The 19,654-nt window shown below is 48.4% G+C and carries 23 protein-coding genes; 15 read left to right on the forward strand and 8 right to left on the reverse strand.

Annotated elements, in window-relative coordinates; genetic code table 11:
• Positions 1 to 183: 183 nt before the first annotated feature.
• Both aptA and ACJJI7_RS05130 read right to left on the reverse strand, forming a co-directional pair.
• Complete coding sequence (gene aptA, locus ACJJI7_RS05125) at positions 184 to 1,497, reverse strand: omega-aminotransferase AptA (RefSeq protein WP_020414220.1); 1,314 nt, start codon at positions 1,495 to 1,497, stop codon at positions 184 to 186.
• A gap of 130 nt (positions 1,498 to 1,627) precedes the next feature.
• Complete coding sequence (locus ACJJI7_RS05130; RefSeq protein ID WP_444902509.1) at positions 1,628 to 3,073, reverse strand: NAD-dependent succinate-semialdehyde dehydrogenase; 1,446 nt, start codon at positions 3,071 to 3,073, stop codon at positions 1,628 to 1,630.
• A gap of 204 nt (positions 3,074 to 3,277) precedes the next feature.
• Between ACJJI7_RS05130 and ACJJI7_RS05135 the strand changes: the two genes are divergently transcribed.
• The 11 genes from ACJJI7_RS05135 to ACJJI7_RS05185 all read left to right on the forward strand — a co-directional run bounded on the left by ACJJI7_RS05135 (position 3,278) and on the right by ACJJI7_RS05185 (position 11,114).
• Entirely contained in the window at positions 3,278 to 4,198 is a 921-nt protein-coding gene (locus ACJJI7_RS05135) for a LysR family transcriptional regulator (protein ID WP_020414218.1), read from the forward strand.
• A gap of 86 nt (positions 4,199 to 4,284) precedes the next feature.
• Positions 4,285 to 4,788 carry a riboflavin biosynthesis intermediates N-glycosidase gene (gene ybiA, locus ACJJI7_RS05140; protein ID WP_444902508.1) on the forward strand — a complete coding sequence of 168 codons (504 nt, stop codon included), beginning with the start codon at positions 4,285 to 4,287 and terminating at the stop codon, positions 4,786 to 4,788.
• 105 nt (positions 4,789 to 4,893) lie between these two features.
• Positions 4,894 to 5,271: a PH domain-containing protein gene (locus tag ACJJI7_RS05145; protein WP_020414216.1), complete on the forward strand. Its 378-nt coding sequence runs from the start codon at positions 4,894 to 4,896 to the stop codon at positions 5,269 to 5,271.
• Positions 5,272 to 5,373: 102 nt separating this feature from the next.
• On the forward strand, positions 5,374 to 5,604 hold the full coding sequence (locus tag ACJJI7_RS05150; RefSeq protein ID WP_020414215.1) for a hexameric tyrosine-coordinated heme protein: 231 nt from the start codon (positions 5,374 to 5,376) through the stop codon (positions 5,602 to 5,604).
• 864 nt (positions 5,605 to 6,468) lie between these two features.
• A complete protein-coding gene (locus tag ACJJI7_RS05155) occupies positions 6,469 to 6,930 on the forward strand; it encodes a YccF domain-containing protein (protein WP_040629038.1) in 462 nt (153 codons plus the stop codon).
• Between the two features lie 197 nt (positions 6,931 to 7,127).
• Positions 7,128 to 7,481, forward strand: a complete 354-nt coding sequence (locus tag ACJJI7_RS05160) for a hypothetical protein (RefSeq protein WP_353375519.1) — start codon at positions 7,128 to 7,130, stop codon at positions 7,479 to 7,481.
• A gap of 95 nt (positions 7,482 to 7,576) precedes the next feature.
• Entirely contained in the window at positions 7,577 to 7,855 is a 279-nt protein-coding gene (locus ACJJI7_RS05165; RefSeq protein WP_020414212.1) for a DUF5694 domain-containing protein, read from the forward strand.
• A gap of 133 nt (positions 7,856 to 7,988) precedes the next feature.
• Positions 7,989 to 8,816 carry a DUF5694 domain-containing protein gene (locus ACJJI7_RS05170; protein ID WP_020414211.1) on the forward strand — a complete coding sequence of 276 codons (828 nt, stop codon included), beginning with the start codon at positions 7,989 to 7,991 and terminating at the stop codon, positions 8,814 to 8,816.
• A 102-nt stretch (positions 8,817 to 8,918) separates the two neighbouring features.
• Positions 8,919 to 9,851 (forward strand): alpha/beta hydrolase, encoded by a 933-nt coding sequence (locus ACJJI7_RS05175; RefSeq protein WP_444902507.1) that lies wholly within the window; start codon positions 8,919 to 8,921, stop codon positions 9,849 to 9,851.
• 65 nt (positions 9,852 to 9,916) lie between these two features.
• Positions 9,917 to 10,621 (forward strand): lipase family alpha/beta hydrolase, encoded by a 705-nt coding sequence (locus ACJJI7_RS05180; RefSeq protein ID WP_245556708.1) that lies wholly within the window; start codon positions 9,917 to 9,919, stop codon positions 10,619 to 10,621.
• Positions 10,622 to 10,658: 37 nt separating this feature from the next.
• Positions 10,659 to 11,114, forward strand: coding sequence for a phosphate-starvation-inducible PsiE family protein (locus tag ACJJI7_RS05185; RefSeq protein ID WP_444902506.1), 456 nt, complete (start codon positions 10,659 to 10,661; stop codon positions 11,112 to 11,114).
• 92 nt (positions 11,115 to 11,206) lie between these two features.
• Here the strand turns inward: ACJJI7_RS05185 and ACJJI7_RS05190 are convergent, their stop codons facing one another.
• The 6 genes from ACJJI7_RS05190 to ACJJI7_RS05215 form a co-directional block, all read right to left on the reverse strand.
• The gene (locus ACJJI7_RS05190) at positions 11,207 to 11,968 is read right to left on the reverse strand and encodes a TerC family protein (RefSeq protein WP_020414207.1); all 762 of its coding nucleotides are present in this window, start codon (positions 11,966 to 11,968) and stop codon (positions 11,207 to 11,209) included.
• Positions 11,969 to 12,079: 111 nt separating this feature from the next.
• Positions 12,080 to 12,466 carry a SpoIIAA family protein gene (locus ACJJI7_RS05195; protein WP_020414206.1) on the reverse strand — a complete coding sequence of 129 codons (387 nt, stop codon included), beginning with the start codon at positions 12,464 to 12,466 and terminating at the stop codon, positions 12,080 to 12,082.
• A gap of 450 nt (positions 12,467 to 12,916) precedes the next feature.
• Positions 12,917 to 13,282: a putative signal transducing protein gene (locus tag ACJJI7_RS05200; RefSeq protein WP_444902505.1), complete on the reverse strand. Its 366-nt coding sequence runs from the start codon at positions 13,280 to 13,282 to the stop codon at positions 12,917 to 12,919.
• 14 nt (positions 13,283 to 13,296) lie between these two features.
• Complete coding sequence (locus tag ACJJI7_RS05205) at positions 13,297 to 13,695, reverse strand: hypothetical protein (RefSeq protein WP_020414204.1); 399 nt, start codon at positions 13,693 to 13,695, stop codon at positions 13,297 to 13,299.
• A gap of 214 nt (positions 13,696 to 13,909) precedes the next feature.
• Positions 13,910 to 15,418 (reverse strand): aldehyde dehydrogenase, encoded by a 1,509-nt coding sequence (locus ACJJI7_RS05210; protein ID WP_444902504.1) that lies wholly within the window; start codon positions 15,416 to 15,418, stop codon positions 13,910 to 13,912.
• A 159-nt stretch (positions 15,419 to 15,577) separates the two neighbouring features.
• Positions 15,578 to 16,240, reverse strand: coding sequence for a fumarylacetoacetate hydrolase family protein (locus ACJJI7_RS05215; protein ID WP_020414202.1), 663 nt, complete (start codon positions 16,238 to 16,240; stop codon positions 15,578 to 15,580).
• Between the two features lie 160 nt (positions 16,241 to 16,400).
• Between ACJJI7_RS05215 and serA the strand changes: the two genes are divergently transcribed.
• The 4 genes from serA (at position 16,401) to ACJJI7_RS05235 (ending at position 19,432) form a co-directional block, all read left to right on the forward strand.
• Entirely contained in the window at positions 16,401 to 17,648 is a 1,248-nt protein-coding gene (gene serA / locus ACJJI7_RS05220) for a phosphoglycerate dehydrogenase (RefSeq protein ID WP_020414201.1), read from the forward strand.
• A gap of 226 nt (positions 17,649 to 17,874) precedes the next feature.
• Positions 17,875 to 18,783, forward strand: a complete 909-nt coding sequence (rarD, locus tag ACJJI7_RS05225) for an EamA family transporter RarD (RefSeq protein ID WP_444902503.1) — start codon at positions 17,875 to 17,877, stop codon at positions 18,781 to 18,783.
• 439 nt (positions 18,784 to 19,222) lie between these two features.
• Complete coding sequence (locus ACJJI7_RS05230; RefSeq protein WP_444902502.1) at positions 19,223 to 19,345, forward strand: hypothetical protein; 123 nt, start codon at positions 19,223 to 19,225, stop codon at positions 19,343 to 19,345.
• Between the two features lie 21 nt (positions 19,346 to 19,366).
• The gene (locus ACJJI7_RS05235; protein WP_445366292.1) at positions 19,367 to 19,432 is read left to right on the forward strand and encodes a histidine kinase; all 66 of its coding nucleotides are present in this window, start codon (positions 19,367 to 19,369) and stop codon (positions 19,430 to 19,432) included.
• The last annotated feature ends 222 nt before the right edge of the window (positions 19,433 to 19,654 follow it).

A 19,654-nucleotide genomic window follows, 5' to 3' on the forward strand; every position in this document is an offset into this window, starting at 1 on the left:
CGCTATTTCCAGTGTAGCCGTAACTGACAAATCAGGTTATTGACCAAACTGGATTAGAAGTCAGGTGTAAATAGCACAGGGAAACTCTCTCACTGCGGGGTTTATTTTTCTGCTAAGCAGAGGAAAGGCTTTGGGAAATGCAGTGAAAGTAGCCGGCAGCCCGAAGGCTGCCGGAAGAGTTGATCAGGACAGCTCGCCAATCACACCACGCAGTTTATCGACAATTGCATCAATCTCGTGCTTTTCGATAATGAGTGGTGGGGACATACACAGGGCATCACCAATACCTCGGGCCATCACTCCTGCCTCCCAGGCCATGCCAGATGCTTTGGCCCCGAATTTACCCTTCAGGTTTTCCGGCGCACGCAGTTCAATCGCACCAACCAAGCCGTAGTTGCGCACATCAATCACATTGTCCATATCCGCCAGGCTGTGCAAGGCATTTTCCCAATGCTGGCCGATCTCACCGGATGCACGAGTTAGCAGGCCTTCGCGCTCGTAGATATCCAGGGTTGCCATACCTGCAGCACAAGCTACTGGATGCGCGGAGTAGGTGTAGCCATGGAAGAATTCCACCATACCCTCAGCGGCCGCATCCATAATGGTGTTGTGGATATCGTCTTTCACAAAGACCGCACTCAAAGGCACTGCCGCATTGGTAATACCTTTGGCGGAGGTGATCATATCCGGGGTCACGCCGAATTCGATGGAGCCAAACGCGGAGCCGGTACGGCCCCAACCGGAAATTACCTCATCAAAAATCAGCAACAGGTCATGCTGGTCACAAATCTCACGCAAACGCTGCAGGTAACCTTTTGGAGGTAGCACCACACCGCCAGCACCGGCAAACGGCTCGACGATTACCGCAGCGATTTGATCTGCACCGTGGAAGGCCACCAGGCGCTCCAGGTCTTCCGCCAGTTCCACACCATGCTCAGGAAGACCACGGCTGAAAGCATTGCGCTCAATATCCAGGGTATGGCGCATATGATTGGCTTTAACCGGCTGACCAAAGCTCTGGTAATTCGGAGCGATACCACCTACAGAGATACCACCGAAGTTCACCCCGTGGTAACCCTTTTCGCGGCCGATAAACATGGTGCGGGTGCCTTTGCCTCGTGCGCGCTGGTATTGCAGGGCAATTTTCAATGCAGTCTCTACCGCTTCGGAACCGGAGTTGCCGAAAAATACATGGTTGAGGCCATCTGGAGTATGCTTCACCAAGCGCTCGGAGTACTCAAAACCCAGCTCGTGACCGAAATTAAAAATAGAGCTGTAATCCAGAGTTTTTGCCTGCTGGTATATTGCCTCAGCAATTTCGGTACGACCGTGACCGGCATTGCTGCACCAGAGGCCAGCGGTTGCATCAATAATCTGGCGTCCACCCTTTTCGGTGAGATAAATACCCTCAGCGCGCTCCACGATCCGCGGTGCGGATTTAAAGGTGCGATTGGGGGTAAAAGGCATCCAGAAAGCGTTGGTTTGCATCTCAGACATAAACTGTATCTCCGCAAGTTCCCTGAAATTTCAATGTATTCGGATTTGGAAGCCATTGGCTCCCGCTAATCTCTCAAGGCGCTTGTGCAATTTCAGACAAGCGCGTGGCATAACCGTTCGGACCTGTGGGTCAAGCACCGAAGCAGCAGTATTTGGTCTCGTAGAATTCGGCCATACCCTCAACTCCCCCCTCGCGACCAATACCGGACTCCTTGGTGCCGCCAAAAGGTGCGACCGTAGTGGAGAAAACCCCGGTATTGCAGGCAATCATGCCGTATTCAAGTGCCTCGACCACTCGGTTAGCGCGACGAATATTCTCACTCATTACATAAGCGGCCAGGCCATAGGGAGTATCATTAGCACGGCGAACTACATCATCTTCCTCGGTAAACTTCTGCACTGCCGCAATCGGTCCAAAATTTTCTTCCTGAGCAATGCGCATATCATCAGTAACACTGGTGATCAGGGTCGGGGCAAAATAGTTCTCACCATTTGGCAGCTGCTCACCGCCAATTTCAATCTTGGCGCCAGCCGCTACCGCATCCTGCACCAGGCCCTGAACGCGATCTACTGCACGGCGGAAGATCATCGGGCCCATATTCACCCCCTCTTCTGTGCCGTGGCCAATCTTCATTGCAGCCACTTCAGCACGCAGTTTTTCTACGAACTCATCGTGCACAGATTCGTGCACATAGATACGATTGGTGGCTACACACACTTGGCCGGCATTGCGGAACTTGGTCGCTACACAGGCCTTCACCGCGGTATCGATATCTGCATCATCGAAAACGATAAAGGGGGCATTTCCACCCAGCTCCATGGACATCTTCTTCACCGTGCTGGCGCACTGGGCCATCAGCAGCTTGCCGACAGCAGTGGAACCAGTGAAAGTAAATTTGGCCACACGGGGATCCTGGGTCAGTACTCTGCCGATGCCCGGCGCATCAGTGCCAGTCACAACATTGATAGTGCCCTTGGGCAGGCCAGCCTCTTCTGCCAGCCGACAAAGAGCCAGTGCGGAAAGCGGGGTCTCGAGAGCGGGTTTGATCACCACGGTACAGCCAGCTGCCAGCGCAGGCGCCGCTTTGCGGGTAATCATCGCATTGGGGAAGTTCCACGGTGTAATGCAGGTTACAACACCCACTGGCTGGCGGATGGTGCTCAGACGCATCGCCGGGTTGTGGGTAGGAATCGTCTGGCCGTAAGCGCGGCGGCACTCCTCCGCAAACCACTCGATAAAAGAAGCGCCGTAGAGAATTTCACCCTTGGCTTCCGCCAGGGGCTTGCCCTGCTCCAAAGTGAGGATACGCGCCAAATCATCGCTGTTATCCATAATTAGCTGATACCAGCGCTTAAGGATGGCGGCACGTTCGCCGGCGGTGCGGCGGCTCCACTCTGGGAAAGCCGCGTTAGCTGCGGCTACCGCTGCCTCTGCATCTGCCGCTGAACCATCGGCTACTTTGCCCAACAACTCGCCATTGGCCGGATCACGCACCTCTGCGGTGCCCTCAGCATCCCGCCACTCTCCATCGATATAGTTCTGAAACTTCAACAGGTCTGGATTCGCCAGTTTCACCGGAAACTCCTGATAATTGCGTGTTATTAATAGTATTGCGGCGATTTTGGCCGCAGCTAGGAGGGGAGAATAGTAGTATTTTTGCAACTAAAATTTATATTTATCAAACTTTATCTCAAAGCAGCTAAGGCCTTTCCCCTTACAGCTGCCTAGCAATGCTAAGTTACGGCAAAAATTCGTGGAAAACACGGGAGAATTCGGCAAATGAGCAAGGCAAAAAGTGCTCTGGGTGGTCGCCTCAGCGATATGGATCTCCGTCTGCTGAGAGTCTTTCGAGAAGTAGTGCGCGCCGGCGGTCTGGCACCGGCAGAAGTAGCACTCAACATCGGGCGCTCCACCATCAGTGTTCATATCTCTGACCTGGAGACCCGTCTGGGTATGCAACTATGCCTCCGCTCTCGCGGGCGTGCCGATTTCAAACTGACACCAGAGGGAGAAACCCTCTTTCAGGCAATTTTGGAACTGGATGGGCATCTGGATGCCTTTAGAAGCCAGGTTAACGCTATTCAGTCCCAGCTTACCGGTACCCTACGCCTGGTGATGCCGGATGACGTATTGGAAATCCCCCAGCTAGACCTGCCCGCAACCATTGCTCGCCTGAGAGAACAGGCCCCCCAGTTACACCTGGAGGTCCAACTGGCCGCACCCCAGGAGCTGGAGTTGGAAATCCTCGCCGGCCGCGCCGATGTTGGCATCAACCCGCTGCATTCACACAGGCCGGGTTTAGACTACCAACCTCTATTCCAACATCAATCCACCCTTTACTGTGGCGCCAATCACCCGTGTGCCCAAGCCAACAAAATTAGTGAAGAGTTACTCACTCAGCAGGAACTGGCCGCTCCCAGCCATGCTGTTTTATCTGGTGCAGCTCATCTCTATCGCCTTTTTCCCAAACGCTCCACCGCCAACCATATGGCAGCAAGACTCGCCATGATTCTCTCTGGATCTTTTATCGGGTTTCTTCCTGAGTATCTTGCACGTAAATATGTTCAAGCACATCAGCTCCTGCCCCTGTTATCAGGGAAATTTCATTACCGCATTCAAAATGCAGCGACTTTCAAAAAAAGTGCAGCTGAGCACCCCACAATCAAGCTGTTTCTGAGAGCACTGGTGATACGTGAATAATTAATCAAGAGTATCTGATATACCCATTTAGTTAATCTGTATTATCACTCTCCTAGAATTCACGACATCCAAGTAAGGAAAATTCAATGAGGGAAACAGAAAAGTTTTACTTTTTTTGGAAGCATCAGTTTGGGCAGTGGACACTGAGAGATATATCAGATATCGATGGTCAAACCTACAACTGCTGCGAACAGTATATGATGTACAAAAAGGCAATACTTTTCGGCGATATTAAGACCGCTGATAACATCCTCAAAGAAGAAAATCCATCCGAGCAACAAAGGCTAGGTAGAGCCGTTCTAGGTTATGAATCAAAAACCTGGGATCAACACAAACTTGGGGTAGTTTGGACAGCGAACTATCTGAAGTTTACGCAACACGAAGACTTAAAAGAGAGGTTACTTGGAACGAACAATAAAATCTTAGCTGAGTCTTCTCCTCATGACTTAATTTGGGGTATAGGCCTGAGTTCGGATGACAACAGAATATTGAATCCAGATAACTGGACCGGGAAAAACCTACTTGGTGAGATTCTTATGTCGATAAGATCAATAATCAAGCTCAACACCTTAGGACAAATCACTAGGTAATTTATGTTCTACTTAAAAAATAGTTACCAATAATACATACTACTATTCCTTACACCTTAGTGTTAATCTAAGCATAATTGCTTTTAGATCCACCAGGGAAGAGCTGTGATCGACTTCAAAAACTCCTCTGTCTTCAAACTAAAGCCCATTGATATCTCCTCTGCCAGGGATGAATTTAATAAGTTCCTGATAGATGGTGAATCCATTTTTGCAGGCTTCAAGGCAATAAGAGACCAGGTAGTATTCACCAACAAGCGTATTATTGCAGCCAATGTGCAGGGATTGACCGGATCTAAAGTAGATTACACATCCTTGCCCTACAGTAGAATTCAGGCTTTCTCAGTTGAAACTGCAGGCACATTGGATATGGACTGTGAAATTGTGGTTTATCTCAGCGAAGTTGGTAAGGTCGAATTTGAAATCAAAGGCTCCTTTGATCTTGTCCAGTTCAATCAACACATCAGCAAGTATGTACTCGACTGATTGACTAAGTGAACATTAACCCACTATGTTTTGGCTTGGTTTAACCATCACCAGGACATAAGTTCTTAAATTATATCGATTAAACAAATGAGAGGGAATTTCATGTCTCAAATTTGGTTAGAAAGCCTGATTACCGAAAATGCACAGCAGGGTTTTGAGCTGGCGATGAAACTATCCAGAATGGGAGTAAAATATACTCAACCTTCTGACGAAGTAAGAGGAAAACTAAGGGCCTCCTATGAGGAAAATGCCGATAGCCTGATCGCATCCTCCCAAGTTGTTGCTATCAATTTCCAGACTGTGGCGGCGGCGAATAACTACTGGCGTAGTTAATAAACTCCAGTGCGCTTTGTGATCAAATAGCCCAGGTTTATCGCCAATAAGTACACAGAGCGCATTTATAACCTCTATCCCACACAGGTATATCAAGAATAAATTTTCTTCAAATTCACAATCAATTTTATATCAATCGTATTTCATCTATCTAAACCTTATTATTCCTGGACTATCCATCAAGTCTGCAAATAATATTCAAGCTGGACTGATAGTTATACAACATATTAATCGAATAGATAAATTAATCAGGATTAATACCGGTAAGATAGTAACTTGCCGCAAGTGAAGGTACCAGATACCCAGAGTGTCAGTGTATGCTTCGATATTTATAATAGTCAAATGGCAGGTATATTATCCTATCCCTCTAACAATCGATTTGGTGGTTTAATTAAGGAGTATCTCCAGAAGATAGAACCCGCCACCAACAATTTACTGATAAATCATCTTTCCCAGTTTTCTGCCTCTTATTTTTCATTGCTACTTCAGGATATAGGGAGCATTGTCAGTCGGATTCAGGCAACCATTTATCAACTTTATATTATTTAAGGTCCAACTTCATATAATGACAGATGACCTGATCCATTATTAAGCAGCTTCAATAAATATCAAGAACTCTCTGCTTTCATAGCATTACATCCCTATAAAAAATTGAGAAGCCATTTGGCACAATACCAAAAATACCACCAGCAAAAATAATTTAAACGGTGCATCCAAACACTCAGGATAAAGCGTCTAAGCCACAAAGCACTTGATTCTAAATAAGAGATTACATTGATGATTGATTACGAGCTATAAATCTGGCATTTTCTAACCAGATGCAATAAATTTTTAATGAGTATAGATAGGATACTAAAGCTAAGTATGAGAACTCTGGGAAATTTTCTTTGGTTTATATTAGGTGGTTTTGTTATGGGCCTCTGCTGGTGGTTTTTTGCTCTAGTAGCATTTATCAGTATTATCGGTATTCCCTGGGGGAGAGCCTGCTTTGTTATGGGTAAGTTTTCATTCTTTCCCTTTGGTCGTGAAGCAATATCACGCAAAGAACTAACCTTAAATGAGGACATAGGTACCAGCGGGTTTGGCTTAGTGGGTAATATTATCTGGTTCCTATTCGCAGGTATCTGGCTGGCTATTGGCCATTTGGTTCATGCTCTTGCCTGCTTTTTAACCATTATTGGCATTCCATTTGGAATCCAACATCTTAAGCTTGCCGGTATTTCCTTATCTCCAATTGGCAAAACCATTGTAACTAAGGAAGTTGCCCAGGCTGCAAGGATGAAAAATGCCAGCGCAACTGTTTCTCAAATTCGAGGTAACGCCTAGCTTCTTCTAAAATATAAATTTCCCAACTTAGGTGCCTAATCAAATGGCATTATAAACATTTACTTAAGACAAACGTATCAAATAGTTTATGTTGAAAGGCAGCAAAAAATTCTTTTTGCTACATCTCCTTGTTATTCTGTAGCGTCTAATGATAAGCAATTCTCATCTTTCTATTATATGAAAACAGGGAGTAAACAATGAGAGCAATCATCTCAATTATATCTGGCATATTTGCTTTTGGTGTTAGCTCTATAATCTATGCAAATCATAAATCAATACCAGCCGACCTGGAGATACAACCTGTCCAGGTAATGCTATTTGGTGTATTTCATTTTCACAACCCAGGATTGGACACAGTAAAGTCAGAGGTGACAAATGCACTGACACCCAGTAACCAGGACTATTTGGAAGAACTCACCAGCAAACTTACGGATGAACCCCCTACCCATGTATTAATTGAATGTCCATCAACACACCAGAGACAAATGGATCAGAAATTCAATTCTTATAAAAATGGCAGTCACGAACTTAGTGTAAATGAAAATCAGTAACTGGGATTTCGTATAGCCGTAAGTCGGGACTGAAAAGTGTCATATGTTATGATGAAAGAAATGTTCACTAGAAAGGTGCTGAACTAAGAGAGTATATGGCCAAAGAAACTCCAGAAGAAAGAAAATTCATGAAAACTAAAAAAAAGCTCAGCAAAGAAACTTCCCAGAGAAATAAGAGTTTATCTTTAGGCCAATTGCTCGAATTTCATAATAATCCCATAGAAGATAGAGATAACATGAATCTCTATATCATGGGAAATGATATTGGTGTGGGGCAGGAATTTATCGATGCCGATGCAGCAACCAGCTCGTGGCATCACAATTTTCGCATGTACGCCAATATACAGGTTCAAGCCAACCGGGAACTAAAGTAATCGCTATCGGTGGATCTGGCCATACCGCTATTCTAAAGCCCCTTCAGAAGGTTGACAAAAGTCGCCACCCTTGGGATGTTAATGAATACCTGTAATAATTATTTAAAATAGCCGCTGGCAAATAAGGATAACAATGAAAAATTTTATAAAAATCTTTAGCAGTACAATCATTTTAGTATATTGTTCTGCAAGTTGGGCTGCGGAAAAAGAAGTATTATCCAGCCCTGAAGCACCGACAGCTCAGGTAATGTTATTCGGTACCTTTCATTTCGCAAATCCTGGCCGAGATACAGTAAAGCTGAATGTTATTGATGTGCTAACACCTGAAAATCAAGCCTATCTGGAGCAATTAACTGAAAAACTCGCAAGCGAGTCCCCCACCCATGTAATGCTTGAATGTGACCCGAGCATCCAAAACAAGATTGATAAAAAATTTCAGTCTTATCTGAATGGACAACATAGGCTTGAAGTCAATGAAAGTCAGCAGTTGGGCTTTCGCATTGCAGCTAAAGCAAAGCTAAGTGGCGTTATCTGCTATGATGAAAATCAGGTGCACTGGGATGGGTCCAAGCTCATGAACTATATGAGTACCAATACACCAGAAAGAAAGAAAATATTCGATACAGAGATAGAAGAGTTCGGGAATTTGTCCAGCAAGCAACACAAAACGCTAACCTTAAGACAATTACTCCAGATCGATAACTCTGTTGAGAGAGACAGAAAAAATATGAACCTATATCTTATGGTAAATGATATTGACTCTGGTGAGGGTTTTTCAGGGGCAGATGCATCAGTCAGTTGGTGGCACAGAAACTTTCGAATGTATGCCAATATCCAGACTAAGGCTCAGCCAGGAACCAAGGTTATCGCCATTGCAGGCTCAGGTCATACCGCCCTTATGAAAACACTTCTGGCCACTGATCTTCAGCGCGAAGCCTGGGAAATAAACGATTACCTGTAAAGCTATCCAGCTTTGGCTCATCCCCCAAGGGGGGTGAGCCAGGGTTCCCTAGTTTTCCATAGAGTTGATTTTCAAATCAATGGATTACAATAGGTGGATAATATGCTTCCTAGCTTGCGTATTTTACTCGCTCTTCTTTGCTATCTAACCTTTACATTTTTCTCTAAGGCCTTCGCAGAGGCGCAGCTGGCTTCCGGCACCCTGGAGACATTGCCCAGCATTTCCTACGAGGGCATTGCAGATCGTCCAGTACAGGTATGGCTGCCAGATGAATACCCAGCCCAGGCTCCCTATGCTGTTCTGTATATGCATGATGGGCAGATGCTTTTTGATAGCCGCACTACATGGAATGGGCAGGAATGGGGTGTAGACGAAACGGCATCCCGCCTGATCGCAGAGGGCCGTACGCGACCTTTTATCGTGGTTGCACTGCACAATAGCGGAGATGGCCGCCATGGTGATTATTTCCCGCAAAAAGCGCGAGATCTAATGTCTGAGTCTTCACGAAGGGTGAAGCACCCTTTTAATCGAGCTGAGCTGCGAGCTGACCGGTACCTGGAGTTTCTGATAAAAAGGGTAAAGCCTTATATAGATACAAACTATAAAGTCAGTCGTAACCCAGAGAACACTTTTATCGCTGGTTCCAGTATGGGAGGACTGATTTCCCTTTATGCGGTGTTGGAGTATCCACAAGTATTCTCTGCTACTGCAGCAATTTCCACCCACTGGCCAGGCATCGGTCCCGAAGAGACACTCCCTGTCGCAGAATCCATTCGCAAATACCTCCGGGAAAATCTACCTGAACCGGGAAAACATCGCTTTTACTTTGATCATGGCACCGAGACACTGGACCGCTTTTATCCGCCTCTGCAACAGGCTGTGGACAAGATTATGCGCAAGCGAGGTTATAACGACAACAACTGGCAGTCACGGGTTTTTGTAGAGCATACCCACGATGAGAAGTCTTGGAATGCCAGGCTGGATCATGCCCTTATTTTCCTTCTTGGCACGGAAAAACAGCGCGACTATCAATAACCTCTGCCTACCTCAAAATTTTTGGCAATTGAATCGCTGGCGATTGAATAGCTTATGAGGGATATTTGATCGCCACAAGTCTTGCCCAACTACACTTTGGGCAGGTGCAGTTCACAGGGCTTCAACTTCGGGGTTCAGTGGACCTCTGTGGAAGATCACTCCTACTCTATGCGATGAATCCTAAAAGTCACACAGTTCTACTGATACCCGGAATTTTCGACCGTGGATCTTCCCTGCTACGGATGCAACACGCTCTGGCGGATGCAGGATTCGACACCCATTACATTCACCTGCGTTATAACTCCGGCTGGCACGGTATGGAGCACCTTTCTTCACAGCTGATGGCGAAGATGGAAAAACTGGTAAAAAAAGGAGCTACCTGCACCTTGGTAGGATTCAGCATGGGAGGTATTGTTGCACGCTATTATCTTCAGTCGATGAATGGTATTGGCAGGGTACATAAATTTATTTCTATCGCTTCCCCTCATCATGGCAGCTATTGGGCCAATTTCCTACCCTACAAAGGTGGCAAGCAATTACGCGTCGGAAGTGAATTCCTGCGAGGGTTAAATCAGAGCATCCATATGCTGGAAACAACAGATCCAGTTTCCATCTGGACAAAATATGATGTCACCATTATGCCCCACAGTAGTGCCAAACTCGGAATAGGCACCTCCTATGAAGTCCCTGTAATTCTGCACCGATTAATGCCCATGAGCAGTAAGGTCATCTCGCTAATGAAGAAAGAGGTTATCAGCGGAATGGAATAACTTGTATTCCTCTGAACAATGACTGTGGGAGCCAGAGATGAGCGATCCAGAACAAAAACCTATTCGTCCGGAAAGTGCGATACATGGTTACTATCATAAGTTTGAGAGCCTGATCGCCCTAATCCTTACCTTTATTATTGTGATTATCATAATTGTCGCCATCAGCCGTCTGGCTTACTCGGTCTATTCCATGCTAATAGTAGGCATGAGAGACCCTCTGGATCACAAGGTATTCCAAACCATATTTGGCGAAATCATCACACTGCTGATCGCCCTTGAGTTTAGCCGTACGTTACAATATGTGGTCACACGTCAACAAAGCAATATTCAAACTACGGTTGTTGTATTGATTGCCATATTGGCACTTGCACGTAAATTTATAATCCTGGACCTGGATAAAGTCAGTGCTGGGGAGCTTTTAGGATTGGCTGCTGCAACTTTGGCTCTGGGGCTCACCTATCTGATATTAAAGGTCAGAAATAGAACTGTCTAAGGATCACTTGTCACTAAGAAATAGAAAATAAGCCAAGTCCTTTATCTTCTTGGCTTATTTTTCAATTTTTTAAGTGCTCACTTGAGAAATAATCACTGACTATCTTCACGCAGGGACTGGTGCAGTTTGACCGGTGGAGTCTGTCGCTCCTTTTTGCTCCGCAGACGTAAATTAAGCATTTCCACTGCCATGGAGAAGGCCATGGAAAAATAGATATAGCCCTTGGGCACATGCACATCAAAGCCCTCTACCACTAAGGTGAGCCCCACCATTATCAAGAATGCCAACGCCAGAATTTTTACCGTGGGATGGCGATCGACAAAGTCACCAATTGGTTTTGCCGCAATCAGCATAACAATTACCGCTAAGACAATAGCAATTGCCATAATGGAGATTTCATCCACCAGCCCCACCGCAGTAATTACTGAGTCGAGAGAGAAAACTATATCAAGTATTGCAATCTGTAGCAGGACCATACCAAAACCGGCTGTGCCCAAGCTTGACGCATCGGTTTCGGCACCCTCCAAGCTATTGTGTATTTCATGGGTGGCCTTACCAATCAAGAACAATCCACCCCCAACCAGAATGATGTCACGCCCGGAAATTTCCACTCCAAACGCACTAAATAGTGGCTCCACCAAGCCCATAATCCAGACAATAGAAAATAACAACCCCAGGCGGGTCACCATAGCAAGGGTCAGACCAATAAAACGGGCTGGTTCCCGCTGTTTGGGCGGTAAGCGCCCGACAAGAATGGAAATAAAAATAATATTGTCGATGCCCAATACGATTTCCAACGCTGCCAGTGTAGCCAGCGCAACCCAGGCCTCCGGGTTACTTACCCACTCGAACATGAAGCAATCCTTATTTGTGATTATTGTTGTTCTGCAGTAACACCCTGAGAAAATATTAAACTGCACTGCTCTACCTGAACACGCATTCTGCTGCGTGATGCAAAAGCTATTTTATTCCCCCTCACGTAACCAAGCCATGGCATCGGCTTCATTTTCAAAGACCTTGTATTCCCCTCCGATAAACCAGCTCCCTACCTTGCCTGCTACCTTCATCCAGCGCTTGTCTGAAATCACTGCAATTCGATTGAACTGGCGCCCATGGGCCATTCCCAGCTTGAAGTCATCCCAGGCGGCTCGCGGTTCCCAACCCTGTAACTCACTGGCATCCATTAAGCAATCGATTTTTGGATGCTCAACCCCCTCAAGAGCCGAGTTGAGCATCGGCACCATCGTCTGGTAATCCTCGTGGGTCAGCTTTCCGCGCGCTCGTAGGGTAAGAAAAAAATGGTTGCCGTTCTGCTCCAGACCAATCGAAATACCATGGGGTTGGTCACTCATAAGCTCCCCTTCTCTGCTTGGAGTCAATTTTTAAATTACCAGAGTCAAACCTAAGTAAATAATGGTAGTAGCCTCTAGAGACTGATTTCTTCATACCTCTTTTCCTGGAGATCCATTTCCAAGAGGGTCACAGAGTGATCTTGCTCCGATAAAACGGGCACGCCCCTCTCCGGCCTTCAAATTCTCTAAAACTAAGTCCATTAACGGTTATGATGACGAGAGTAAGCTTGCTATTGGCAGGCGTGGTACCGGAATTTTTTTGCTAATAAATCGGAGTGATACATGAATATCAATAACACCATTCATTTCTACCGTCCCTCACCTAGTTTACGCCCCTCCAATAAACCAAAGGCTTCACGATAGAGGTTAATCGCTCTCTCCAGATCGTCTGTATCAATATTGACTTGTACTACTTAGGTGAATCCATCTCCCGGCCCAAATTCCGACAATTCAACCCGCTACCGGTCGGGTCTTGCCACATTGCCAGCAATAATCGAATGCCGCACCATTTTCCTCCCCACACTGTGGACAAGGCCAGCTTGTTTGTTCTGCCTCTGCATCCTTTAATAGCTGGCATGCACGCTCGTAATCTCGATCCCGCTCCAACCAGAGTTCTGGCCAGGCCTGATTTGGTGCCAACTCCCCAGATGCCCCCTGGGCATATTCATTTTTCAGCTTTACTGGAATACCTGCCACCTCAAGCCGACTCTTAGCCAGCTCCACCAGCAGGCGATTTTCATGGGTATAAATTAATTTCATAACAGTAGAGGCCGCTAAAACGGCCTCCAGAGTAACCCCGCCAGACGGCTGAGCCAAATTAAAATAACCTGCTACTCCACAACTTCAAATGCACAGTTCACGACCTGACAGTACTCTTCGTGGGGCACAGTAATAATTTCCAAAACAGAGCCCAGGGAATTTAGAGCAGCCCTACCATTCACCAAAACCCGGCCAGAACGACTGGCAATATACTCAAGCACAGTGCGCCCCCTGGCATTCCTGTATACCGCCAGGCGCTGGCCCTTTTCCACCACATCACCATGTCTAACGAATAATTGTACCCAGTCATTGGCACGGACACGCATGGGGCTGGAACCTGCTTGGTTCGCATATACCCGCTCAATACTGACTAGCCCCGTAACTTCTCCAGCGAGAGGGGCCTCCGCTGCCCATAAATGTGTCAGTCCGCTAACAGCCAGAATAACGATCAACAGGCAGACTCTTTTCAATACGATGCTCCTACACCTAGTTAACTCCACGGGCTCTGACCCACGCTATTACGCATGTCGTCAAAGCCTTTTTGAAAAGGACGATAATTTAGGTATAGCTGACTGGATAATTCACGCCAGAGTTAGCGTGGATGGGAAAAAGAAGAAATAAAAAAGGGCCGCAGTTAGTGGCCCTTTTCAAAATCTGTGCTACTGGAACCCTGCCAGAGGGAACCTAGCCCAGATCAATCCAAGTGGATTTCAGTTCACAGTACTTATCCAACGCATGCAGCGATTTGTCACGGCCATTACCTGACTGCTTAAAACCGCCGAAGGGCACGGTGATATCCCCGCCAAAGTAATTGTTGACCCACACAGAGCCCGCATAGATCTCACGGGCCATACGATGGGCCCGGCCCAGGTTATTGGTCCAGATTCCCGCTGCCAGACCGTAAATGGAGTCATTAGCAATAGCGAGCGCTTCCTCTTCGCTCTCAAACTCAATAACCGACAAAACCGGCCCAAAGATTTCCTCGCGGGCGATCATCATATCGCCGGTCACACCGCGGAATACGGTGGGCTCGTAGTAATAACCACCGGCCACCTCGTCCACTGGTTTGCCGCCACATACCAGTTGGGCGCCCTGCTCCAAGCCTTTAGCGACATAAAATTCAACAGTATCGAACTGGCTGCGATCGATCAGTGCGCCCATTGCGGTATTTGGATCTTGAGGATGGCCAGGCTTAAAGCGTTCGGCGGCCTTACTCACTTTTTGAATGAACTCATCGGCGATGCTTTTTTCCACAAGCAGACGTGAGCCGGCGGTACAGGTTTCCCCTTGGTTGTAGAAAATAGCCAGCGCTGCAGCATCGGCAGCCTTATCCAGGTCTGCATCGGCGAAGACAATATTTGGGCTCTTTCCGCCCAGCTCCAAGAAAGTGCGCTTCAGGTTTGACTGACCGGAATATTCAGTGAGTGTCTTACCCACTTCAGTGGAACCAGTAAAGGTGAGGCAATCGATATCCATATGCAGGCCCAACGCCTTACCCAAGCTGCTGCCCGGCCCCGGCAACACATTCAGTACGCCATCAGGGAGACCCGCTTCCTTGGCCAGACAAGCCAATTTAATTGCAGTCAGCGGAGTATTGGAGGCCGGCTTCAGGATCACACTGTTACCGGTGGCCAGGGCTGGCCCCAACTTCCAAGCGGTCGTAGACAGTGGGAAATTCCAAGGCACAATTGCCGCCACCACCCCCAGGGGCATACGAGTTACCAGGCCAAGCTCGTCGGGGCCTGTGGGGGCGACTTCATCGTAGATCTTGTCGATAGCCTCACCACTCCAACGAATAGTGGTAGCTGCTCCGGGAACATCTACAGCTATGGTGTCGCCAATGGGTTTGCCTGCGTCCAGGCTTTCCAGCAAGGCAATTTCCAGCAAGTGCTCTTCGATCAATTCAGCGAAGCGCACCATGATTTTCTTGCGCTGCATCGGCGGCATTTTTGACCAGACACCGGAGCTAAACGCCTCGCGCGCCACACGCACCGCGTGGTCCGCATCTTCAGGGCCACAACTGGCTATCTGGGCAAGCTCTTCGCCATTAGCAGGGTTGTAGGTGGCACGGGTTTCACCGGAGAGGGCGTCTACATAATGCCCGTTGATAAAGGCTCGACCCTCGATCTTCAGTGAGGCCGCCAGGGCCTGCCATTCCTGCAGGTTTTCGGGGATTTTATTTTGCGCTGACATGGCACACCTCGTTTGGGACAGAAAATTTATCTGGGTTATATCGAAAATGTGATCACAAATCAAAGGGGATAATGGGCCTGGGGCCAGTCTTCCTTCAAATTGCGCTCACAGATCAGTGTGGTGAAGAGTAAAGCAGCTGAATGTAAGCAGCCTTTGGAGCTATGCCACCTGGGTTTCCACCTGCAGCCAGTCATCCTGTAACTGCATCATCAACTTGTCACCGTGCTGCAACTCACCAACTCCCGCGGGAGTACCAGTCAGAACGACATCGCCAGGTTCTAGGGTAAAGAAACTGCTGATATAGGCCACCAGATCGAGAATCGGAGTGAGCATATGCTCGGTCTTGCCCCGTTGGCGCAACTCACCATTTAGCCACAGGGAGTAACTGAGCTTGTCCCAATCCGGCAGCCAGTCCAGTTTTACAAATGGTGAAAGAGGACAGGAATTATCAAAGCCCTTGGCCTTCTCCCAGGGGTGTCCCGCCTTTTTGAGCGTCGCCTGCAAATCGCGCAGGGTTAGGTCCAATGAGAGGCCCAGCCCCGCGATTGCAGGCGATACTTCTACAGCATTGGCATTACACAACCTCTCACCAATCAGCAGCGACAACTCGCCTTCAAAATGACAGCTGCCACGCCCAACCGGCATATGAATAGGTTGGGTCATATCCACCGCTGCGGTAGCTGGCTTGATAAAAAGCAGCGGTTCATCTGGTACCGGATTATTGAGTTCTGCAGCGTGGTCTGCATAGTTACGCCCTATACAAACGATCTTTCCAAGCCGGAATGGGACATTGGTGCCACAGGTAAATTGGTGCTGATACATAAATAAACCAGATAGTTAGGATAGGTATTTCGAATAAAACGATATAACCAGCATGTGCTATGATCGCGCCTTCGCCTGTCTCCCGACACCCGAAGAAGTGACCCAACCGGAATAAACGCACCAGTTATTGCGTTACTCGCACTCAGTGAAGAGATAGTTTATGGCTCCGCACAATACCGATCAAAAAAAGTCCCTGCAAAAAGACAAAATTCGCATCCTGCTGCTGGAAGGCGTACATCAGTCGGCCATCGACCTGCTCGCCTCCCGTGGCTACACCAACGTGGAGTTCCTGAAAACTTCACTGCCCGAAGACCAGTTGGTTGAGAGGATCGCGGATGCCCACTTTATCGGTATTCGCTCGCGAACCCAGCTAACCCGTAAGGTACTGGAACACGCCTCCAAACTGATTGCGATCGGCTGCTTTTGTATCGGTACCAACCAAGTTGACTTAAAAGCGGCCACCGAGCTGGGTATCGCCGTATTTAATGCACCCTATTCCAACACCCGCAGTGTGGCAGAGCTGATCATCGCCGAGACGATCTTTATGCTACGCGGTATTCCAGAGAAAAATGCCATGTGCCATCGCGGCGGATGGCTCAAGTCCGCGGTTGGTTCCTTCGAAGCCCGTGGTAAAACCCTCGGGATTATCGGTTATGGTGCCATTGGCTCGCAGGTGTCGGTCATGGCAGAGGCCATCGGTATGCGAGTGAAATTTTATGATGTCGTCACCAAGTTGCCGTTGGGTAACGCCAGCCAGGTAGGCTCTTTGGGGGAATTGCTGCGCGAGTCCGATGTGGTTTCCCTGCATGTACCAGAGCTCCCCTCTACCAAAATGATGATGGGGGCTGCGCAAATCGCACAAATGAAGCCCGGCGCCATCCTGCTAAACGCCTCTCGCGGTACCGTGGTGGATATTGAAGCCCTGGCTGAAGCCCTCAACAGCAAGCACCTGGCCGGTGCCGCCATAGACGTATTCCCAGTAGAGCCCCGTGGCAATGACGATGAATTCCTCTCTCCGCTACGCGGTATCGACAATGCCCTGCTGACTCCCCACGTGGGCGGCTCCACCATGGAGGCCCAGGAGAATATCGGCACCGAGGTAGCGGAAAAGCTGGCACACTATTCCGATAACGGTACCACCACCAGCTCGGTCAACTTCCCTGAAGTGGCACTGCCGGGACATGTAGGCACTCACCGCCTACTGCATATTCATAAGAATGTGCCCGGTATAATGAGCGCGATCAACCAGGTATTTTCAGAGAATGCGATCAATATCTCCGCGCAGTTCCTGCAAACCAACGAAACCCTGGGCTACGTGGTTATCGACGTCGATGCAGAGTACTCCGACTTAGCCTTGGAAAAGCTGAAGAATATCCCCGGTACCCTGCGCTGCCGCGTACTCTTTTAACATCTGCCCCAGCCCCCACAGTTCCTGCGGGGGCTTGGTATCCGCATAGCTTGAGCCCGCCTACCACCTGTCTCTCAACGCCTTCAATTGACCGATAAAGGGATTGATCCCCACTGGCGGACACTTCTACAATAGAAGCCTCTATTCTGTTGGTTCGGCCTCTCACGAAACCCCTCGTGTATCCAGGTCTAACCCGATTTTTCGTTCTTCCACAGCAGGTGTCCCCTTGCGCAACAACGATACCGCCACTACCGGCTTGCTTGCCGGCATTGCCGCCTTTCTCATTTGGGGGCTGGCCCCAATTTACTTCAACCAGCTGCAAGGTATTCCCGCGGCTGAAATCCTCGCGCACCGCAGTATCTGGTCCCTTGCACTGGCGCTGCTGATTATGCTGCTGCTAGGCAAGCTTCCCGATCTCGTCCACACTCTGCGCGATGGTAAGAAAATGCAGGGGTTAGCTCTCACCACAGCGCTGATTAGCGGTAACTGGCTGGTATTTATCTGGGCCATTAACAATGGACACCTGCTGGAAAGCAGCCTCGGCTACTATATCAACCCCTTGATCAATATTGTCCTGGGTGTCTTATTCTTGGGAGAAAAATTGCGACGGCTGCAGTGGTTGGCGGTAGCGCTTGCAGCCATGGGGATTGTCCATGAGCTTTGGCAGTTCGGCCGCGTGCCGGTTATCGCCTTATTCCTGGCTGGATCTTTCGCCCTCTATGGCCTTGCACGTAAACGTGCACCGGTGGAGAGCCTTACCGGACTAGCTATAGAGACCCTGTATATGTTGCCGGTAGCGCTGATCTACCTGCTTTGGAGTGCCAGTCCCACCAGCAACCTGTTAAATAATGGCTGGGAACTGAATAGTCTGCTGTTGTTAGCCGGCCCCGTCACCCTGGTGCCACTGCTGCTTTTCACTATTGCAGCACGCAGGCTGAATCTTTCCACTGTGGGGTTCCTGCAATATATTGGGCCGTCACTAATGCTGGTGGTCGCCACCCAAATACTTGGTGAGCCATTTAGCGAGGGCAAGCTGACTACCTTTATGTTTGTGTGGCTGGGCCTTGCACTTTACTCAATTGACGCACTGGCACAGAGGCGCAAACTCCATTTACAGGGCAAGGCCACACTCTAGAGAGTGAGTGCGAGCAAGTTTCCCCACCGAAGTGTGTGAAAATGGCGGCTACCGATAAGGACTAAATGCCGCCATACAGCAAAGCCCAAACCTTTCGGCCTGCAAGCTGCCTCTACCGAGCCGGCAGCAATTACTCACTGTACTGACTGCGACGCTGGTCTGGACCCTATTGCTTGGACTCTACTGGGGAAGTACTTATGGAGAGGTACTTATGCGGAGTTACTGGTGCGTGCCAACAGCTCGGCACTGGCAACACTCCTGTTTTTTACCTGTTGGAATACTGGCCAAAAAGTTACCCCAATCACTGGCCCGCTGGGCCATTCAGGTTATTGGAGTTTATCCATTCCCTTAGCCCTGCTCGCGGTCTATATAGGCACTACTGAGGAAGAGGCCCTCATTTTGGCAAAACCACAACCAGCATCTGAGGTTTCTTGTCATTATGGTAACCAGCAAGCTGTTTGCTCTCTGGATCGCCATGTCGGCCTTACTGCGCCAGCAGGATATAAAACTACGTGAACAAGCCAGGCAATTTGAACGTGAGAGGGGCGCCCTGGAGCGATAGACATTGGATAGCCGGTTGCGATTGTTACAATCCCAGGTAACACTGCACTTTCTTTTTAATACTCTCGCCAATATTCGCAAGCTATAAGAGTCAGCTTCTCCCCGGGTACCGGCACTGCTAGATAGCTTGATCAGCTATCTGCGCGCAACTATTCCACAACTGGATTCAATCAAGAGCGGTCCCTACTACAGACTTACTGGGCCCTTATGAAAATACGCATGCCCGATCGTCTGCAATTTTCCATAGTTACCGATAATAAGGTGCATCAACTACCCTGCCCGCCCCTGGCATTATTGACCCTAGTAGAAA

The sequence above is a fragment of the Microbulbifer variabilis genome (assembly GCF_056232115.1).

What these genes read in the sequence shown, in the direction of transcription:
- aptA (WP_020414220.1), bottom strand. Translation starts at nt 1,497, where the DNA reads ATGTCTGAGATGCAAACCAACGCTTTCTGGATGCCTTTTACCCCCAAT.
- ACJJI7_RS05135 (WP_020414218.1), top strand. Translation starts at nt 3,278, where the DNA reads ATGAGCAAGGCAAAAAGTGCTCTGGGTGGTCGCCTCAGCGATATGGAT.
- ybiA (WP_444902508.1), top strand. Translation starts at nt 4,285, where the DNA reads ATGAGGGAAACAGAAAAGTTTTACTTTTTTTGGAAGCATCAGTTTGGG.
- ACJJI7_RS05150 (WP_020414215.1), top strand. Translation starts at nt 5,374, where the DNA reads ATGTCTCAAATTTGGTTAGAAAGCCTGATTACCGAAAATGCACAGCAG.
- ACJJI7_RS05155 (WP_040629038.1), top strand. Translation starts at nt 6,469, where the DNA reads ATGAGAACTCTGGGAAATTTTCTTTGGTTTATATTAGGTGGTTTTGTT.
- ACJJI7_RS05160 (WP_353375519.1), top strand. Translation starts at nt 7,128, where the DNA reads ATGAGAGCAATCATCTCAATTATATCTGGCATATTTGCTTTTGGTGTT.
- ACJJI7_RS05165 (WP_020414212.1), top strand. Translation starts at nt 7,577, where the DNA reads ATGGCCAAAGAAACTCCAGAAGAAAGAAAATTCATGAAAACTAAAAAA.
- ACJJI7_RS05170 (WP_020414211.1), top strand. Translation starts at nt 7,989, where the DNA reads ATGAAAAATTTTATAAAAATCTTTAGCAGTACAATCATTTTAGTATAT.
- ACJJI7_RS05175 (WP_444902507.1), top strand. Translation starts at nt 8,919, where the DNA reads ATGCTTCCTAGCTTGCGTATTTTACTCGCTCTTCTTTGCTATCTAACC.
- ACJJI7_RS05185 (WP_444902506.1), top strand. Translation starts at nt 10,659, where the DNA reads ATGAGCGATCCAGAACAAAAACCTATTCGTCCGGAAAGTGCGATACAT.
- ACJJI7_RS05190 (WP_020414207.1), bottom strand. Translation starts at nt 11,968, where the DNA reads ATGTTCGAGTGGGTAAGTAACCCGGAGGCCTGGGTTGCGCTGGCTACA.
- ACJJI7_RS05195 (WP_020414206.1), bottom strand. Translation starts at nt 12,466, where the DNA reads ATGAGTGACCAACCCCATGGTATTTCGATTGGTCTGGAGCAGAACGGC.
- ACJJI7_RS05210 (WP_444902504.1), bottom strand. Translation starts at nt 15,418, where the DNA reads ATGTCAGCGCAAAATAAAATCCCCGAAAACCTGCAGGAATGGCAGGCC.
- ACJJI7_RS05215 (WP_020414202.1), bottom strand. Translation starts at nt 16,240, where the DNA reads ATGTATCAGCACCAATTTACCTGTGGCACCAATGTCCCATTCCGGCTT.
- serA (WP_020414201.1), top strand. Translation starts at nt 16,401, where the DNA reads ATGGCTCCGCACAATACCGATCAAAAAAAGTCCCTGCAAAAAGACAAA.
- ACJJI7_RS05230 (WP_444902502.1), top strand. Translation starts at nt 19,223, where the DNA reads ATGGTAACCAGCAAGCTGTTTGCTCTCTGGATCGCCATGTCGGCCTTA.